The sequence below is a fragment of the Butyrivibrio hungatei NK4A153 genome, from assembly GCF_000424465.1.
In the GTDB taxonomy this organism is placed as follows: domain Bacteria; phylum Bacillota; class Clostridia; order Lachnospirales; family Lachnospiraceae; genus Butyrivibrio; species Butyrivibrio hungatei_A.
The window spans coordinates 532406-548103 of sequence record NZ_AUJY01000001.1 but is presented as its reverse complement, the minus strand read 5'-3'; the positions used below and the strand labels follow the sequence as shown (position 1 = coordinate 548103).

The following is a 15698-nucleotide window of genomic DNA, read 5'->3' as shown; positions in this document are numbered from 1 at the left end:
AGGATATTAGGTGCTAAAAGACAACATCATTTAACGATTTCGTTAAGCATATTAGTCATGTCTGAATACAATGTATCACCGTCTGTATCGCGCATAATTACTGCGATGTACGGATTACCGCTTCCATCTTTCGCAAGCAGGATAAGGCAATGTCCGGCAGCATTTGTGGTACCGGTTTTACCACCGATAACAGTGACTCCGCTCGGTGCTGCCACATCTCCTCTGAGATATCCGTTTGTATTATCAATTGTCCTTGATTGGCCTTCACCGTTTTCATCGGTCCACTTTACATCATAAGAATTCATGCTGATTATCTCTGAAAACTTATCATATTTCATAGCGGCACTGAAGATCAGATACATATCATATGCGGTAACAAGGTGATCTTCAACATTAAGACCGTTTGGATTCTTGAAATTAGACTGAGTCGCACCAAGTTTTAAGGCTTCGGCATTCATCATATCGGCAAAAGCCTCAATGGAGCCCGCAAGATTAGTCGCAATAAGATTTGCCACGTCATTTGCGGAATAAATAAGAAGCGCACAAAGTGCTTCGTTCAGCGTCATCGAGCAGCCTTCTTTAAGTCCGAGTGCCTGGGCTCCGCTCTCATTTGCATATACGGATGAATCCGCAACAAGCACCTTATCGAGCTGATCTCCATAATATTTAAGTGCAATATAAGCAGTCATGACTTTCGTCAGACTGGCGGGTTTAAGTCTTTCATGTACATTTTTGGCATAAAGTGTTCGTCTTCTGTTAATGTCAAAAAGACCGGCACTTACTTTGTCATTGACCTGCATGTCCTGGCTTGTAATATCCTCTACATCAGCAACACACTTATCTGCCGCAAAAGGTTCACATCTATTACTTGTCGCAGCTCTGTCAATAGAATACTTTGCTTCGTATGGAATTGAAGAACATCCGCTCACAAAAACAGATGACAACATCAACACTATAGCAAAAAAAGAACAAGGCTTACTTATACATTTCACGCCACTCAAGATCTCCTCTATCCAAAGATTTAATAAGCAGTTCTGCTGAAGCAAGATTAGTTGCAACCGGGATGTTATGCATATCGCAAAGTGTCATGACATTGCTGATGTCAGGCTCATGTGATTTAACAGTGAGCGGATCTCTCAAAAAAATAACAAGATCGATCTCATTATGTTCAATAGCTGCTCCAAGTTGCTGTGCACCTCCGAGGTGTCCCGCAAGATACTTATGAATACTAAGATTTGTAACTTCTTCTATAAGTCTGCCCGTTGTTCCCGTGGCGAAAAGATCGTTTTTACTCAATATACCCCTATATGCTATACAGAAATTCTGCATAAGCTTCTTCTTTGCATCATGTGCAATAAGCGCAATATTCATTTCTATCTGTAACCCTCCCTAGATATACTTGTTGCTTTGCAATCTGACATTAAGGACAATTCCCATGCCCGCATACATGCTTAAAAGTGCCGAGCTTCCGGCACTGATAAACGGAAGCGGAAGTCCCGTATTGGGAAAAAGGCCGGTAACAACGGATATATTGATGAATCCCTGAAAGCCGATCCATGCTCCGATTCCCGCAGCGAGTAGCTGTCCTGCTTTGTCTTTAGCCCTAAAGGAGATCAAAAAACATCTGACCGAAATTATTAAGATCAGAATAATGACCGCGCATCCCCCGATGAAGCCAAATTCTTCTCCTATAACCGCAAAAACAAAGTCTGACTGAGGCTCCGAAATAAATCCCGCGTTAAGTACCGTAACATCATCCGTGTTATATCCTTTTCCGCGAATTCCGCCGGAACCTATTGCCATAAGCGAATGTAACGTCTGATAAGCTTTATCTGTTGTGAAATCTTCCGGATGCAGCCATGCAAGTATTCGGTCACCCTGATAATCATGCAATATCTTGCCAAAAACAATCCCCCAGCCGTTTACCGCATCACTGATAACAAATAATACAAGCGGAACCGCCACAGCAAGCGCTATTGCAACAAGTTTCCAGTCCATTCCGGCAACAAACAACATGCATGCAAAAGTAACAAAGATCATAATGCACGTTGAAAGATCCGGCTGCAAAATAATAAGTAAAACAGGAAGACTCAGTAAAGCAAAACAAACAAAGATAAAGCGTATATCTTTAACTTTATCTTTATATTTCATAATAAACTGAGCAAAAAATAAAATCAATAATATTTTGGCTACCTCGCAGGGCTGTATTCTGACACCGGGTACAAGCTGTAACCACCTTCTTGCACCATTAATTCTCTTTCCCATACTAGTAAAGATAAGTGCCAAAATGACAAGATTTGCAATATAATAGAGCCAATTAAACTTCAGTAAAAAGTTATAATCCACAAGTGACAAAAAGACCATAACCAAAAAACTAAATATTGAGCCGCCAATAACAGATGTTTTCAAGCTCGGAAAAGAGGACGTGACGGCAAGGATACCAAAGATATTTGTTATTAAGATCATTGTCACAAGGAAAAAATCATATTCAGTTATCTTATATTTTTTCAGCATTTCACGCATTTAATTTCTCCAAACTTTAGTCCTCGCGTCCGCCTCCGACAAGAGCTTCTCCTCCACCGAGAATTTCATCAAGTGTCTTATATTCAAAATAGTATTCAAGAACCTTTTCAGTAATCTGGGCCGCATAACTTGATGTATATCCGTTTGCAACTCTGGTAGCAACCGCAATTTTAGGCTGCTCGTTCTTATCACTGTACGGTGCATAACAGACAAACAGCGAATGGTTGGGATTCCATCCTTCTTCCGCCGTTCCGGTCTTACCCGCAACAGGGCAACCTTTATTTGAAAGCTCGCTGTAATAAGGCTTATCCATTACTACTTCTCTCATTCCATGATGAATGAAATCCCAATAAGCCTGCGGCATATTTATCTGATTTCTGACCTTAGCGCTGTTATCTTTCATTTTGCCGTAGGAATCAAGCGCAATTTTGTCAACCAATGTAAGATCAAAGCATTTTCCACGGTTTGCAACAGCTGTAATATATCTTGCAAGACCTACAGTTGAATATTCGTTAGTATCCTGACCGATAGCGCCACGAACAGCATCTTTGGTTGCAACTTTTGGTTCCGCTTCGGCAATCTCAATTCCGGATTTATCTGTAAGTCCATATTCTCCGGCATATTTAGCAAGTTTTGCACAGCCAAGATCGCTGTCATATTTATTGCCACTTGTTCCCAATCGATAACCGACTTCATAGAAAAAACAGTTACATGAATTTCTGATACCACCGACAACATTGAGTGAACCATGTCCGCCTGCTTTCCAACATTTTGCAGGATGATCGAGTTTATTGAAAATTCCGCTACAACTTATAGTCGAAGTTGTAGTTATAACATTCTCCATAAGTCCCGCAGTAGCTGTTACCATCTTAAATGTCGATCCGGGAGCGGTCTTCTCAAGAGTGGCATGATTGTACATAGGTTTAGCATTGGATTTATCCGTCAAAAGACTTGTAAGATAATCCGGATCGCCATTACTAAGACGATTGTTGTCATAACCGGGATATGATACAAGCGCCAGAACATCACCGGTCTGTACATCGGTAATTACCATGGAACCGGTACAAGGATACAAGCCAAGCTGTGCAGGTGTAATATCAAGTTTTTCCAACCTGTTACGCAAAAATACGTAAGGCGAAATCCCACCATTTTTCCAGATTGTAAGTTCATCGGGATCAATATTTTCTGCTTTTATGATTCCCTGCTCCAAGAGGACATTGCATACCTGCCTCGGAGATATTGTATCGGAATAAAGCATGTGCTTATAAAGATATGTATCAAATACATGATCGTTATTAAGGCCGTATTGCTTTGTGGCACCCTTACCTTCTTTTCCCGCTACAATATAATTTACGATCTCTGCGTAAGTTTCATCCGAATCGGCATAGAGATTTTCAATATCAAGCTTAGATGCATCAACCCATTCATTTATTATCGCTCTGTCAATATATTGGGAAAGAGAAATGGTTCCCGCTTTCCATTCCTTATTTATCTTAACGAAATCTTCGTCATCCTTATCGGCTGAAATGATCGGATAATTCGTATCCTTTAAGATATCCAAAATATGATCCATATATTCCTGATATTCTTCCGGAAGCTGACTTTTAGGAGTTTTCTTATTCAGGAGTTCATCCTTGATTGCAGCGATTGTTTCTTTTTTCTTGGGAACAAAAGCTGCATACAAAGCCTTTTCGTTTTCCTGTGCATCAGCATTTTTAAATTTTGAAATATCTATAATATCATTCACAAAAAGATTTATATATGCGTCATATATAGGGAGCCACATCTGGTTCGCACTGGGCTTCTCATCAAAAACGGGACCGCGTTTTGAATCTTTAAGTTTATCCAGAAGAATGGTTGCAAGATTTTTTTCAAGAATCTTATAGCATCCCTTGGTAAGTTCCTTATCAATAGTAAGATACACATCATGACCGGCAACAGGCGCCACACTGTCACTAATTTCAAGAATATGTCCTGTTTTGTCAACGTGAATGGTATCTTTTCCTTTTGTTCCCTGAAGTTCACTTTCAAGTGACTTTTCAATACCTGATTTTCCGACAATATCATTCATATCATATTTTTGTTCTTTATCATCGTCGGAACCGGCTTTTGCAAATAAGCCTTTTTTATTGTCTTCCGTTTCGTCGCCTGCTTCTTTATTAAATTCATCAAGCTCTGAGACAGATATTTTTCCCGTATAACCAAGAATGGGCGAAAAGCAGAAGAAATCATCATCATACATTCTCACATAGCTGCTTGTAATATCAACGCCCTCAAGCTGATCTTTGCTCTCCAAAATTGCAGCGGCAGTTTCTTCCGAAACTCTAGAAGAAATAGTGGTCGCAAGATAATTCTGAAAGCCCTGTTTAGCCATTTTGTATCTGATAACCAGTATCTTAAATCCCATTTCGGGCGAATAGCCCTTCATGGCCTCAAATGTTTCTCTGCTCTCATTTTGAGGATCCGTATAATCTCCAATACTGAAGCTATAGCAAAGATCTTCAACTACCTGTTTGGCTGTCTTTACTTTTTCTTCGGTTTTAAGCTCCTTTACGGAAGCTCTTCCGTAAGCATCCCTAAGGAACTTAAGAATATCCGATTCATTCTCCGGCTTAAAAATATATTTTCCCGAAACATCTCTCACGATATCAAAATCAAAATCTATTTCATCGTTGTTAGCCTCGATGATCTCAATAGTCTTCTTGAGTGTTTCATTGATCATACGATTTTTATCACTCATTTTCATATCTGCATATACATCTTCTATCGTTACGGAATCTGCACGTTCATCGTGAGCAAGAAGGTTTTTGTTTCTGTCATAGATACATCCACGGGGTGCAGGTATATACTTGTCCTTAATTGTTTCGTTGGTTGCCGTTTCTTTGTAATAATCTCCCATAATTATCTGCAAATAAAACAAACGCGCAAGCAAAACACAGGCAAAAGCCACAACTACGCCGGCAAGCATTACTGATCTTGAAGTTATGAACTTTATAAATTTCTCTTTGATCTCGTTAAACAAATTTTTTCTCGCTCCTTTGTTCCTTCTCAAGAATTCGCTCATGTATCTTTAAGACAAGCGGATAATAGAAAATTGCAACAAGCGCAGTATAGACAACTCCGGGTATTATCGTGTTCATCATATAATAACCGATATCAAATCGCTTTCTGAACAAGAGTAGCAAAACATAACAAACAAAATTGTAGATAAAATCAGAAACAGATATTATCGTGATGGGGATTGCAATATTCTGAGAATAAAAGACCTCGTTCAGTTTTCCCACAAGGAACCCGAGATACATATAGATAAGCGCATAAAAACCGAGGTGACCAAAAAATATATCAATCAATAAACCACCAAAAAAACCTGTCAAAAGTCCCGGCTTTTCTCCACGTAAAAAAGCAACCGTGGTCACGAAAACTAGCATAAGATCCGGTGTAACACCACCAAAATCCAATACTCTGTTAAAAACTGAAATCTGCAATGTAAACGTCAATATCGCCAATAAAAAATTTACTAATACTCTTCTTATACTCATATTATTTTTCTTTTGGTTTAAAGGGTTTGGGGTCCTTTACAACAAGCACTATATCCAAATGCTCAAAATCAACCACCGGAGTAATCGTTCCCTTTTTCGTATTATCAGGCTCATTTTCAATGCCTGAGATACTTCCGATCAAAACATTGGGAATATATTTTTCACTGATGGTGGACGTCACTACGGAATCTCCAAGCGCAACCTTGTCGTCTTTCAGTCTTGAAAAAGTAATATTTCCGCTGTAGTCATACTCTTTAAGACTACCCGAAATATTAAGGTTTTTCTTTAAGCTCAAAATTGTTCCGGTACAATTATTGTCATCCGAAATAATTGTACGAACCTGAGCCCAGTCAGGTCCAAGCTTGACAATACGTCCAACAAGGCCTCCGTCGGCAAGAACATTCATGTCAACTTCAAGTCCGTCGTCTTCTCCCTTGTTAATGGTAAATGAGTCGTACCATTTGCCGGGCTCTTTTGCCACAACCCTTGCGCCAACAGTAACAAACTTATGTTGATCGTCGAGTTCTTTAAGCTCACGAAGTTCTATAAGTTCGTATTTATCCTGCTGTAACTGGCTGTTTTCAATTGTAAGTTCATCTACTTTTGCTTTAAGTCTTTCGTTCTCGTCAAGAAGCCTTGAGATTTCTGCCAATCTGTCCGTCTTATTTTTTATCTTGGTACCGACAGTCGTGATGCCTCTTTGAAGCGGCATCATAAAGACACTTGCAAAAGCATTTATCGGTCCTTCAAGCGGACCTGTATTAATCTTGTCTGCATTAAACGTTATGATCATAAGAACAATACATAATGCAGTTAAAATAGAGAGAAGATATTTACTGGGGACAGTAAACTCTTCTCCGTTTCTCCTAATAACAGGGCTCATTATTTATCCTCTTCGATTCCATAAGCAAGAACCTTGTACTGGTCATCTTTAATAATCTTAGAAAGACCAAGGGCAACAGAACCAATCGGGTTCTCGGCAAGATTAACATTAAGGCCTACACCGTTTGAAAGTCTCTGTGCAAGGTGGCAGATCTGAGATGCACCACCTGTAAGGTAAAGTCCGTGCTTGAAGATATCTGCAGCAAGCTCCGGAGGAGTTCTCTCAAGTGTAGCTTTAATATTATCAAGGATTGCGTCAAAGCTTTCGATAAGAGCCTGATTGAGAAGATCTGTAGGGATCATTCTCTCTACGGGAAGACCTGTTACGATATCTCTTCCATAAACGACTGCATCCTTACCCTCTTTTTCAAGATCCTTAAGTGACATTTTTACAGTTTCCGATGTTTTTTCACCAATAAGAAGACCAAATTCCTTACGGATAACGGTTCTTATCGCCTCGTCGAACTTCTTTCCGCCGACTTTGATAAGTTTGCTGACAACGATTCCTCTGAGTGAAAGAATTGAGATCTCTGTTGTGTCATATCCGACGTCAACAACAAGCACACCCTGTGAATTCATAACGTCAACATTCATTCCGAGACCGTCAGCCAGAGGTTTCTTAACCATCATGATCTTCTTGGCTTTAATTCCGGCATCATTTATAAGATCGTGGAAAGCACGCCTTTCTACTTCCGTAACATCCTTGGGAACTGCAATATAAACTTCGCAAGGCTTAACCGAACCCTTCATCTGATCTGTCAAAAAAAGCTTTACAAGAGCTTCCATGTGTTCGATATCAGCAATAACACCACTGCTAAGAGGATATGTGATCTGAATCTTATCGGGAGCTTTCTCGTACATCTCGTATGCAGAATTACCATAAGCAAAAACTCTTGTCTTGTTTTCGATGGCAATCATGTTCTTCTCAACGAAAAGTCCATCCTCATCTCTGTTATAAATCTTAATGTTGCTGGTTCCAAGATCGATTCCAAATATGTTACTCAAAACGTCCTCCTTATTGCCATAACAGCCCTTTTTCTTCAAAGCTGTAATATGAGCGATCTCCTATAATAATATGATCCCTTAAAATGATATCAAGCATTGCCCCCGATTCTCTGATCTTATTGGTTATCAAAACATCCGATCTGCTCGGAGACGGATCTCCTCCCGGATGATTGTGCACCAATATCAGATTTGAAGCTCCCGTTCTAAGAGCGTGAATAAAAACATCTCTCGGTGATAATGAGGCTGAATTGACAGTCCCCATGGACAAAAGAACTTCTTGGACAAGCTTTAATCTGTTGTTAAGACAAAGCAAAAAGACCCTCTCGGATTCTTCATGCCTTAGCTTTTCCATAAAATAATTTGCAACCATAGACGGATCGTTGCATAAAAGGCCGATATCCGCTTTCTGGCAAGACATTCTCTTTGCAAGCTCAGCAATACATTTAAGTTTGACCGCCTTGACTTCCCCTATGCCATGAACTTTCATAAGTTCTTCAACAGAAACACAGAAAAGACTGTTAAGTCCTTTCTCCTTTCCTCTACCCATTGCCATAACTTTCTTTGCTATATCAACCGGAGATGCACTGCTGCTTCCTGTTCGAATTATAATTGCAAGAAGTTCGGCATCGGTCAGACTTTCCGGACCTGACTTTAAAAAGCGCTCATAGGGAAGCTGGTCCTCATATGTTCTGTGCTCTTTAAAAGAGATATCTGATTGCTTCATGTGATTCCTCCTGATACAAGCTTTCCGGGCGATCAGAATGAATCAAAATCATACAGCTATTAGTTTAGCACAAGATAAGGCCTGCATCTACAAGATTTTGCAAAGTCTTTAGTATGCCAATCTTGGCGTGCGGCCATGTAAGGCCTCCCTGGAAGAATACAGAGTAAGGTTCCTTGATGGGACCGTCAGCCGAAAGCTCTATTGAAGAGCCCGAAACAAAGGCACCTGCAGCCATTATTACCTGTGAATCATATCCCGGCATATCCCATGGCTCGGGAGTTACAAATGAATCAACGGGAGCCGCAGCCTGAACACCTTTACAAAATTCTATAACACCCTCAGGCTTTCCGAATGTGACAGCCTGTATGATGTCATGTCTTTCTTCCTTGCTGTCCGGACAAACGGAAAATCCGAATTTTTCATAAATATTGGCAGCAAATATTGCACCTTTAAGCGCACTTGCAGTTACTGTAGGTGCAAGGAAAAGTCCCTGATAGAAAGAAGGAAGTATTCCGAGTGAAGCGCCAACTTCTTTTCCAAGTCCGGGGGAAGTGAGCCTGAATGCCGCATTCTCGACGCATTCTTTTTTGCCCGCAATATAACCACCGATCGGAGCAAGTCCGCCTCCGGGATTCTTTATGAGAGATCCGACAACCATATCGGCGCCTACATCTGTAGGTTCGATTCTCTCGACGAATTCTCCGTAGCAGTTATCTACCATGCATATAACATCACTCTTTATGCCCTTAATAAATGCAATAAGCTCTCCTATTCTCGATACGGAAAGAGTCGGTCTTGTCTGATATCCCTTTGACCTCTGTATGGTAACAAGTTTTATGTTCTCGTTCTCTTCAAGAACCTTTTTGATATTGTCATAATCAAAACTTCCGTCAGAAAGAAGATCCACCTGTGAATATGTGATTCCATACTCTGCAAGAGAGCCCTTTGATTCTCTTATTCCGATAACTTCTTCAAGTGTATCGTAAGGCTTTCCTACAGGAGAAAAAAGCATGTCACCGGGTCTTAAATTACTCATAAGAGCAAGTGCAAGCGCATGAGTTCCGCATGTTATCTGCGGACGAACAAGCGCATCCTCGGTGTGAAACACTGATGCATAAACAGCTTCCAGCTTTTCCCTTCCGATATCGTTGTATCCGTAGCCCGTTGTTCCCATAAGACATGCTTCACTTACCTTATTGTCCTGCATAGCTTTAAGAACCTTGAGCTGATTATACTCAGCAGTCTCGTCAATCTTCTTAAATCTCTCGGAAAGCTCCTCGATTATTATCTCTCCGAATCTGTGCACCTTCTCGGAGATACCGAACTCATCATATAACTTGTCTATTGTCTGATTTAATTCACTCATTTTCATATATCCTTAGTATTTCTTCCAAAACGAGATTATCGTCTCTGTTAAATGCCGATTTGTCTATCCAGCTAACTTCCTTTTCTCTTCGAAACCATGTGAGCTGCCTCTTCGCAAAATGCCTTGTGTTTCTCTTTATCAGATATATCGCTCTTTCAAGGTCGTATTCGCCGTCAAGATAGCCGAATATCTCTCTGTATCCAAGGCTTTGCATTGAAGTTGCGGTCTTTGGAATATCCATTTTTCGAAGTTCTTTAACTTCATCGACAAGACCTTCTTCTATCATGGCATCAACTCTTTTATCAATTCTTGAATAAAGAACTTCCCTGTCATCCGTAAGCACAAAGTAGTAAAAATCATAAGGCGAAACTTTTTCGCTCTGCTCCTTGTTGTGCTCGGATATCTTCCTGCCGGTCTTTTTATAATATTCAAGAGCACGTATAACCCTCTTTGAATTATTTTCATGTATCAAAAGAGCTGACTCGGGATCGACACTTTTTAGTTCCTCATAAATACCGGAAGTGCCTTCTTTTCTGACTCTTTCTTCAAGTTCATGTCTTATGGTATTATCTTCATCCGTCTCGGTAAAATCAATATCATAAAGAACCGCCTGAATATAAAAGCCTGTTCCGCCGACAAGTATCGGCACTTTTCCTCTTGATGAAATATCTGTAATGGCATCTTTCACAAGTTTCTGAAACATAAAGACGTTAAAGTCCTCTTTCGGGTCAAGAAAGTCGATCAGATGATGAGGGATACCACCCATTTTTTCTTTGGAAATCTTGTCCGTGCCGATATTCATATATTTATAGACCTGCATAGAATCAGCGGAGATTATCTCTCCGCCTATCTTTCCGGCAAGCTCTATTGATAATTTGGATTTTCCCACCGCAGTGGGCCCCGTTAAAACAATCAGCTTTTGTTTATTCATTCCACAACTCGTTTAAACTTTTTATCAATTTCATACTTTGTCATCGATATGATCGTAGGTCTTCCGTGAGGGCAATTATAAGGATTATCAAGTGTAAGAAGTTCGTCCAAAAGAGCTTCCATCTCTTCCTTGGTCATCTTGGTATTTCCCTTAACAGAAGCCTTGCAGGCCATGCTCGCGATCTTATAATTTATCACATCCGGTGTCCTGTCAAGATTTGTCTCGTGCGACAGTTCATCAAGGATTTTGATAAAAAGATCCTTCTCATCATCACATCCAAAAAGATCCACCGGAATAGCTCTCATCGCATATTCATGTCCGCCAAAGTTCTCGATGTTAAAGCCTATCTTTTCAAAATACTGCCTGTAGCGAAGGAAAAGTTCCTCCTCAGCAGAAGCCAAAGTTACGATAACAGGCGGATTTACCATCTGTGAAAGCATTTCGCCCGATTTGTATCTCTTTATCATGCGCTCGTAGTTTACTTTCTCATGCGCAGCATGCTGATCCACAAGAAGCATCTTATCTTTGTAACCGATGATCCAGTATGTTCCGAATATCTGACCAAGAATCTCATACTCTTTGACATTCTCTTTGCTCAGAACTTTCTCTTCAAAGAGATCCAGCTGTACGGGCTTTTCAACTATAATAGCTTCCGAAGGCTTAATTATAGGTGAAGGATGTTCTGTTTTTTCAGCCTGTTTTCCTTCAAGATCTCCGAAAATCCTTGTCCATACGGCAGATTTATTATTATCACTTATTCTGACCGTATCTCCGCTTGCATCTTTCGAATAAACAGGAATATCTTCTTTTACCAGATTTTCCTCTAATCTTTGCTTTTCAAACGGTTCCGGAGCGATTTTCTTTTTCGTAGCCTCATTCTCTTTTACGGCAGGAGCGGCTTTTTTAACTTTATCTTCCGCTTCATCATCGAAGAATACATCAACGCTCTTTGGCTCGGGAGCAATTTCATTGTCGGCCTTAATTATATTCACGGGCTCGACTGCATTAGTCTCCGGCTTTTTCTTCTTGTTATCGTCAAGAACCGCATCGGGAATCATCTCACGATTTCTGAGTGTATTCTCAACATTTGAACGGATTAGCTCATAAAGCGCAGTCTGATTGTCGAATCTGACTTCAAGTTTTGCGGGATGCACGTTTACATCTACCATCGCGGGATCCATTCTAATGTGTAGAACGGCAAACGGGAACTTGTGCATCATAAGATACTGCTTGTATCCCTCTTCCAGCGCCTTAGAAATAATCTTATCTTTTACATATCTTCCGTTTACAAAAAAGATCTCAAAATTCCTGTTTGACCTGTTTATGGAAGGCTCACCAAGATACCCCTCAATAGTCACGCCTTTTTCCGTGATATTAATGGGAACGAGGTTAAGTGAAACATCTCTTCCGTAAATCCTGTAGATGATCTCTTTAAGATCTCCGTTTCCGGAAGTATTGAATTTATCATCCCTGTTGTTTATGTAGTGGAATGATATTGTAGGATTATCAAGAGCAAGATGCTCCATGACATCACCTATATAACTTGCCTCAGTCTGAGGAGTCTTAAGAAACTTTTTTCTCGCAGGAGTATTGAAAAAGAGATTTCTTACGATAAGAGAAGTTCCGTCAGGAGCTCCAATCTCTTCAAAGCATACTTCCTCACCGCCGCTTATACTGTATCTGATTCCGACAAGATCGTCTCTTGTCTTTGTGATCAGATCAACCTGGGCAACGGAAGAAATACTTGATAAAGCCTCTCCTCTGAATCCAAGCGAATGAATCGTAAAAAGATCCTCGATAGACTTAAGCTTACTTGTAGCATGTCTTTTAAACGCTTTCCTTATCTCGGTCTTTTCAATTCCGGAACCGTTATCGGTGACACGTATCATATCTATACCGCCACCTTTTATCTCAACAGTGATTGCGGTAGCACCTGAATCGATCGCGTTTTCAACAAGTTCTTTTACGACACTCGCAGGTCTCTCAACAACTTCTCCTGCAGCAATCTGGTCTATGGTATTTTTGTCGAGTTCGTTAATGAATGCCATTTAGTTTTTCCACCTGTTTTTCAAATCACTCTGAAGCTTGTACAAAGTATTCAGAGCGTCCATGGGCGTAAGAGTTGTAATATCGATTTCCTGCAATCTCTTAAGCACATCTTCATCGGTTACAGTATCAAACAGTGACATCTGATCCATATCAACGTCGTCATAATGCTTAACTTTGACCTTTTTATCACTCTTATTGTCCTTTGCAATACTCTGGACTTTATCTGTAATATCATTGTCGGTAAGTTCAGCAACAATCTCCTTGGCCCTGTCGATGACCATATCGGGAACGCCCGCAAGCTTAGCAACCTGAATACCATAGCTCTTGTCTGCGCCTCCCTTTACGATTTTCCTTAGAAAAACAATATCATCACCGTTTTCTTTAACGGCAATACAGTAGTTATTTACATTGTCCATCTTGCCCTCAAGCTCTGTAAGCTCGTGATAATGCGTAGCAAACAAAGTCTTGGCGCCAAGTATCTTTCTGTTACTGATATGCTCCGTAACAGCCCAGGCAATGGCAAGACCGTCATATGTCGATGTTCCTCTTCCTATCTCATCCAGTATCAAAAGAGAATTTGGAGTCGCATTCCTTAATATATTAGCAACTTCATTCATCTCAACCATGAATGTAGACTGACCGCTGCCAAGGTCATCGGAAGCACCGACTCTTGTAAATATCCTGTCAACAACGCATATATCGGCTTTTTCCGCAGGAACGAAACTTCCGATCTGCATCATAAGTGATATAAGCGCCGTCTGTCTCATATATGTGGATTTACCCGCCATATTGGGACCTGTGATAATTGAGATGCAATGCTTTTTGTTATCAAGATATGTATCGTTCGAAATAAACATATCGGAAGAATCAAGCATAAGCTCAACAACCGGATGTCTTCCGTTCTTTATGTTAAATACGCCCTTTTCGTTTATTGAGGGCTTAACATAATGATTTTTTTCGGCAACATAAGCAAGCGAAGCATATACATCAAGAAGCGCAAGTGCTTTAGCCGTGCCCTGTATTCTGTCTATCTCAAGAGCAATGGAATCTCTTATCTTGCAGAACATCTCATACTCAAGATTATTGAGCTTATCCTGAGCGTTTAAAATTGTATCTTCAAGCTCTTTCAACTTGGGAGTCGTATATCTCTCGCAGTTTGTAAGAGTCTGTTTTCTGATGAAATAATCGGGGACTTTGTCTTTGAATGAATTGGTAACCTCAAAGGAATAACCAAACACATTGCTGTATTTGATCTTAAGATTTTTTATCCCCGTCTTTTCCTTTTCTTCATCCTCAAGCTGTGCAAGCCAACTTTTTCCGTTGGTTCCGGCTTCTCTGAATGTATCGATATCTTTGTCGAAACCATCCTTTATGATTCCGCTTTCTTTTATCGTAAGCGGAGGCTCCTCAACGATAGCCATATCGATAAGGTCATAAATATCTCTCAAAGGATCGAGTCTCTCCTCAAGTGAAGAAAGCTCCGGATCATCCTTAACATCAATAAGAGATGTCTTTATCGCCGGAATCATCCTGATTGAATTCCTGAAAGCAAGAAGATCCCTTGGATTTGCAGTCTTAAACACGATCTTTGACATAAGTCTTTCAAGATCGTATACGGGATTAAGATACTCACGTATTTCTTCCCTTGTGACCACATTCTTTACAAGCTTTTCGACCGCACCCTGTCTTAAAAGAATATCATCTTTCTCGATCAGAGGTTGTTCTATAAAGCTTCGAAGCGTTCTCGCACCCATAGCTGTTTTGGTCTTATCAAGAACCCACAGGAGCGTTCCTCTCTTCTGCTTATCCCTCATCGTCTCAACAAGTTCAAGATTTCGCCTTGTAGATGAATCAAGAAGCATGAACTTACTTGTAAGATAAGGGTAAATATGAGTGATATTCGCTATCTCTGTCTTCTGCATATCGATGAGATACTGCAAAAGAGCTCCGGCAGCCACTATTCCGTTTCCGAAATCATCAAGTCCGAGACCTATTAGCGACTTGACTTTAAAGTGCGTTATCAGTGTCTTTTTACAATTTTCCTCATCGTAATATCTTGCATCAAGAGGATTTATATATACTCCGAGCCTGTTCTTAAGATCATCGGTTGAAACACCTGAAAAAGTAAAAGCCTCATTGCAGATAAGCTCAGAAGGCATGTACTTTCCAATCTCGTCGCAAGCTTCCTTGATGCTTGAAACTTCCGTGAGATAATAATCACCCGTAGTAACATCCGCAACAGAGATTCCAATGCATTCCGAATCATAAAACACGCACATGAGGTAGTTGTTTTTGGTTTCCTCAAGGGCCTGCATATTGAGATTCGTTCCGGGTGTAACTATCCTTGTCACATCTCTTTTTACGATGCCTTTTGCCTGCTTTGGATCCTCGGTCTGTTCACATATTGCAACCTTGTATCCCTTTGAAACAAGTCTTGTAAGATAAGTATCAACCGCATGAAAAGGAACTCCGCACATAGGTGCTCTCTCTTCAAGTCCGCACGCTTTTCCCGTAAGGGTAAGTTCAAGCTCTTTTGAAACAGTCTTCGCATCGTCAAAAAACAGTTCGTAAAAATCCCCAAGTCTGTAAAACAAGACGCAGTCTTTGTACTCATTCTTTGTCTGAAGATAGTGCTGCATCATGGGTGATACTTTTTCTATGTCTACATTCTCATACGTC

Annotated in this window: 12 protein-coding genes; all 12 read right to left on the bottom strand. The window is 40.4% G+C overall.

The genetic code is table 11. The features are described 5' to 3' along the window. Positions 1 to 26: 26 nt before the first annotated feature. On the bottom strand, positions 27 to 992 hold the full coding sequence (locus tag G628_RS0102485) for a D-alanyl-D-alanine carboxypeptidase family protein (protein WP_027208370.1): 966 nt from the start codon (positions 990 to 992) through the stop codon (positions 27 to 29). Further along, positions 976 to 1371 (bottom strand): methylglyoxal synthase, encoded by a 396-nt coding sequence (mgsA, locus tag G628_RS0102480; protein WP_026654885.1) that lies wholly within the window; start codon positions 1369 to 1371, stop codon positions 976 to 978. Before mgsA ends, G628_RS0102485 begins: the two co-directional genes overlap by 17 nt. 18 nt (positions 1372 to 1389) lie before the next feature. After that, on the bottom strand, positions 1390 to 2514 hold the full coding sequence (locus G628_RS0102475; protein ID WP_027208369.1) for an FtsW/RodA/SpoVE family cell cycle protein: 1125 nt from the start codon (positions 2512 to 2514) through the stop codon (positions 1390 to 1392). 25 nt (positions 2515 to 2539) lie between these two features. Beyond that, positions 2540 to 5545, bottom strand: a complete 3006-nt coding sequence (locus tag G628_RS0102470; RefSeq protein WP_027208368.1) for a penicillin-binding transpeptidase domain-containing protein — start codon at positions 5543 to 5545, stop codon at positions 2540 to 2542. Beyond that, positions 5538 to 6062 carry a rod shape-determining protein MreD gene (gene mreD / locus G628_RS0102465; RefSeq protein WP_051198966.1) on the bottom strand — a complete coding sequence of 175 codons (525 nt, stop codon included), beginning with the start codon at positions 6060 to 6062 and terminating at the stop codon, positions 5538 to 5540. Before mreD ends, G628_RS0102470 begins: the two co-directional genes overlap by 8 nt. A 1-nt stretch (position 6063) precedes the next feature. Beyond that, the gene (mreC, locus tag G628_RS0102460) at positions 6064 to 6945 is read right to left on the bottom strand and encodes a rod shape-determining protein MreC (protein WP_027208366.1); all 882 of its coding nucleotides are present in this window, start codon (positions 6943 to 6945) and stop codon (positions 6064 to 6066) included. Next, entirely contained in the window at positions 6945 to 7949 is a 1005-nt protein-coding gene (locus G628_RS0102455) for a rod shape-determining protein (protein ID WP_026666766.1), read from the bottom strand. The genes mreC and G628_RS0102455 overlap by 1 nt, the downstream gene beginning before the upstream one ends. Before the next feature lie 10 nt (positions 7950 to 7959). Then, on the bottom strand, positions 7960 to 8673 hold the full coding sequence (radC, locus tag G628_RS0102450; RefSeq protein WP_027208365.1) for a RadC family protein: 714 nt from the start codon (positions 8671 to 8673) through the stop codon (positions 7960 to 7962). A 64-nt stretch (positions 8674 to 8737) separates the two neighbouring features. Further along, positions 8738 to 10039, bottom strand: a complete 1302-nt coding sequence (locus G628_RS0102445) for an aminotransferase class I/II-fold pyridoxal phosphate-dependent enzyme (protein WP_026666764.1) — start codon at positions 10037 to 10039, stop codon at positions 8738 to 8740. Continuing rightward, entirely contained in the window at positions 10032 to 10970 is a 939-nt protein-coding gene (gene miaA, locus G628_RS0102440; RefSeq protein WP_026666763.1) for a tRNA (adenosine(37)-N6)-dimethylallyltransferase MiaA, read from the bottom strand. The genes G628_RS0102445 and miaA overlap by 8 nt, the downstream gene beginning before the upstream one ends. Then, positions 10967 to 13018 carry a DNA mismatch repair endonuclease MutL gene (mutL, locus tag G628_RS0102435; protein WP_027208364.1) on the bottom strand — a complete coding sequence of 684 codons (2052 nt, stop codon included), beginning with the start codon at positions 13016 to 13018 and terminating at the stop codon, positions 10967 to 10969. The genes miaA and mutL overlap by 4 nt, the downstream gene beginning before the upstream one ends. Further along, positions 13019 to 15661, bottom strand: coding sequence for a DNA mismatch repair protein MutS (mutS, locus tag G628_RS0102430; protein ID WP_034500578.1), 2643 nt, complete (start codon positions 15659 to 15661; stop codon positions 13019 to 13021). Between the last annotated feature and the right edge of the window lie 37 nt (positions 15662 to 15698).

What these genes read in the sequence shown, in the direction of transcription:
- mgsA (WP_026654885.1), bottom strand. Translation starts at nt 1,371, where the DNA reads ATGAATATTGCGCTTATTGCACATGATGCAAAGAAGAAGCTTATGCAG.
- G628_RS0102475 (WP_027208369.1), bottom strand. Translation starts at nt 2,514, where the DNA reads ATGCTGAAAAAATATAAGATAACTGAATATGATTTTTTCCTTGTGACA.
- mreD (WP_051198966.1), bottom strand. Translation starts at nt 6,062, where the DNA reads ATGAGTATAAGAAGAGTATTAGTAAATTTTTTATTGGCGATATTGACG.
- mreC (WP_027208366.1), bottom strand. Translation starts at nt 6,945, where the DNA reads ATGAGCCCTGTTATTAGGAGAAACGGAGAAGAGTTTACTGTCCCCAGT.
- radC (WP_027208365.1), bottom strand. Translation starts at nt 8,673, where the DNA reads ATGAAGCAATCAGATATCTCTTTTAAAGAGCACAGAACATATGAGGAC.
- G628_RS0102445 (WP_026666764.1), bottom strand. Translation starts at nt 10,039, where the DNA reads ATGAGTGAATTAAATCAGACAATAGACAAGTTATATGATGAGTTCGGT.
- miaA (WP_026666763.1), bottom strand. Translation starts at nt 10,970, where the DNA reads ATGAATAAACAAAAGCTGATTGTTTTAACGGGGCCCACTGCGGTGGGA.
- mutL (WP_027208364.1), bottom strand. Translation starts at nt 13,018, where the DNA reads ATGGCATTCATTAACGAACTCGACAAAAATACCATAGACCAGATTGCT.
- mutS (WP_034500578.1), bottom strand. Translation starts at nt 15,661, where the DNA reads ATGATGCAGCACTATCTTCAGACAAAGAATGAGTACAAAGACTGCGTC.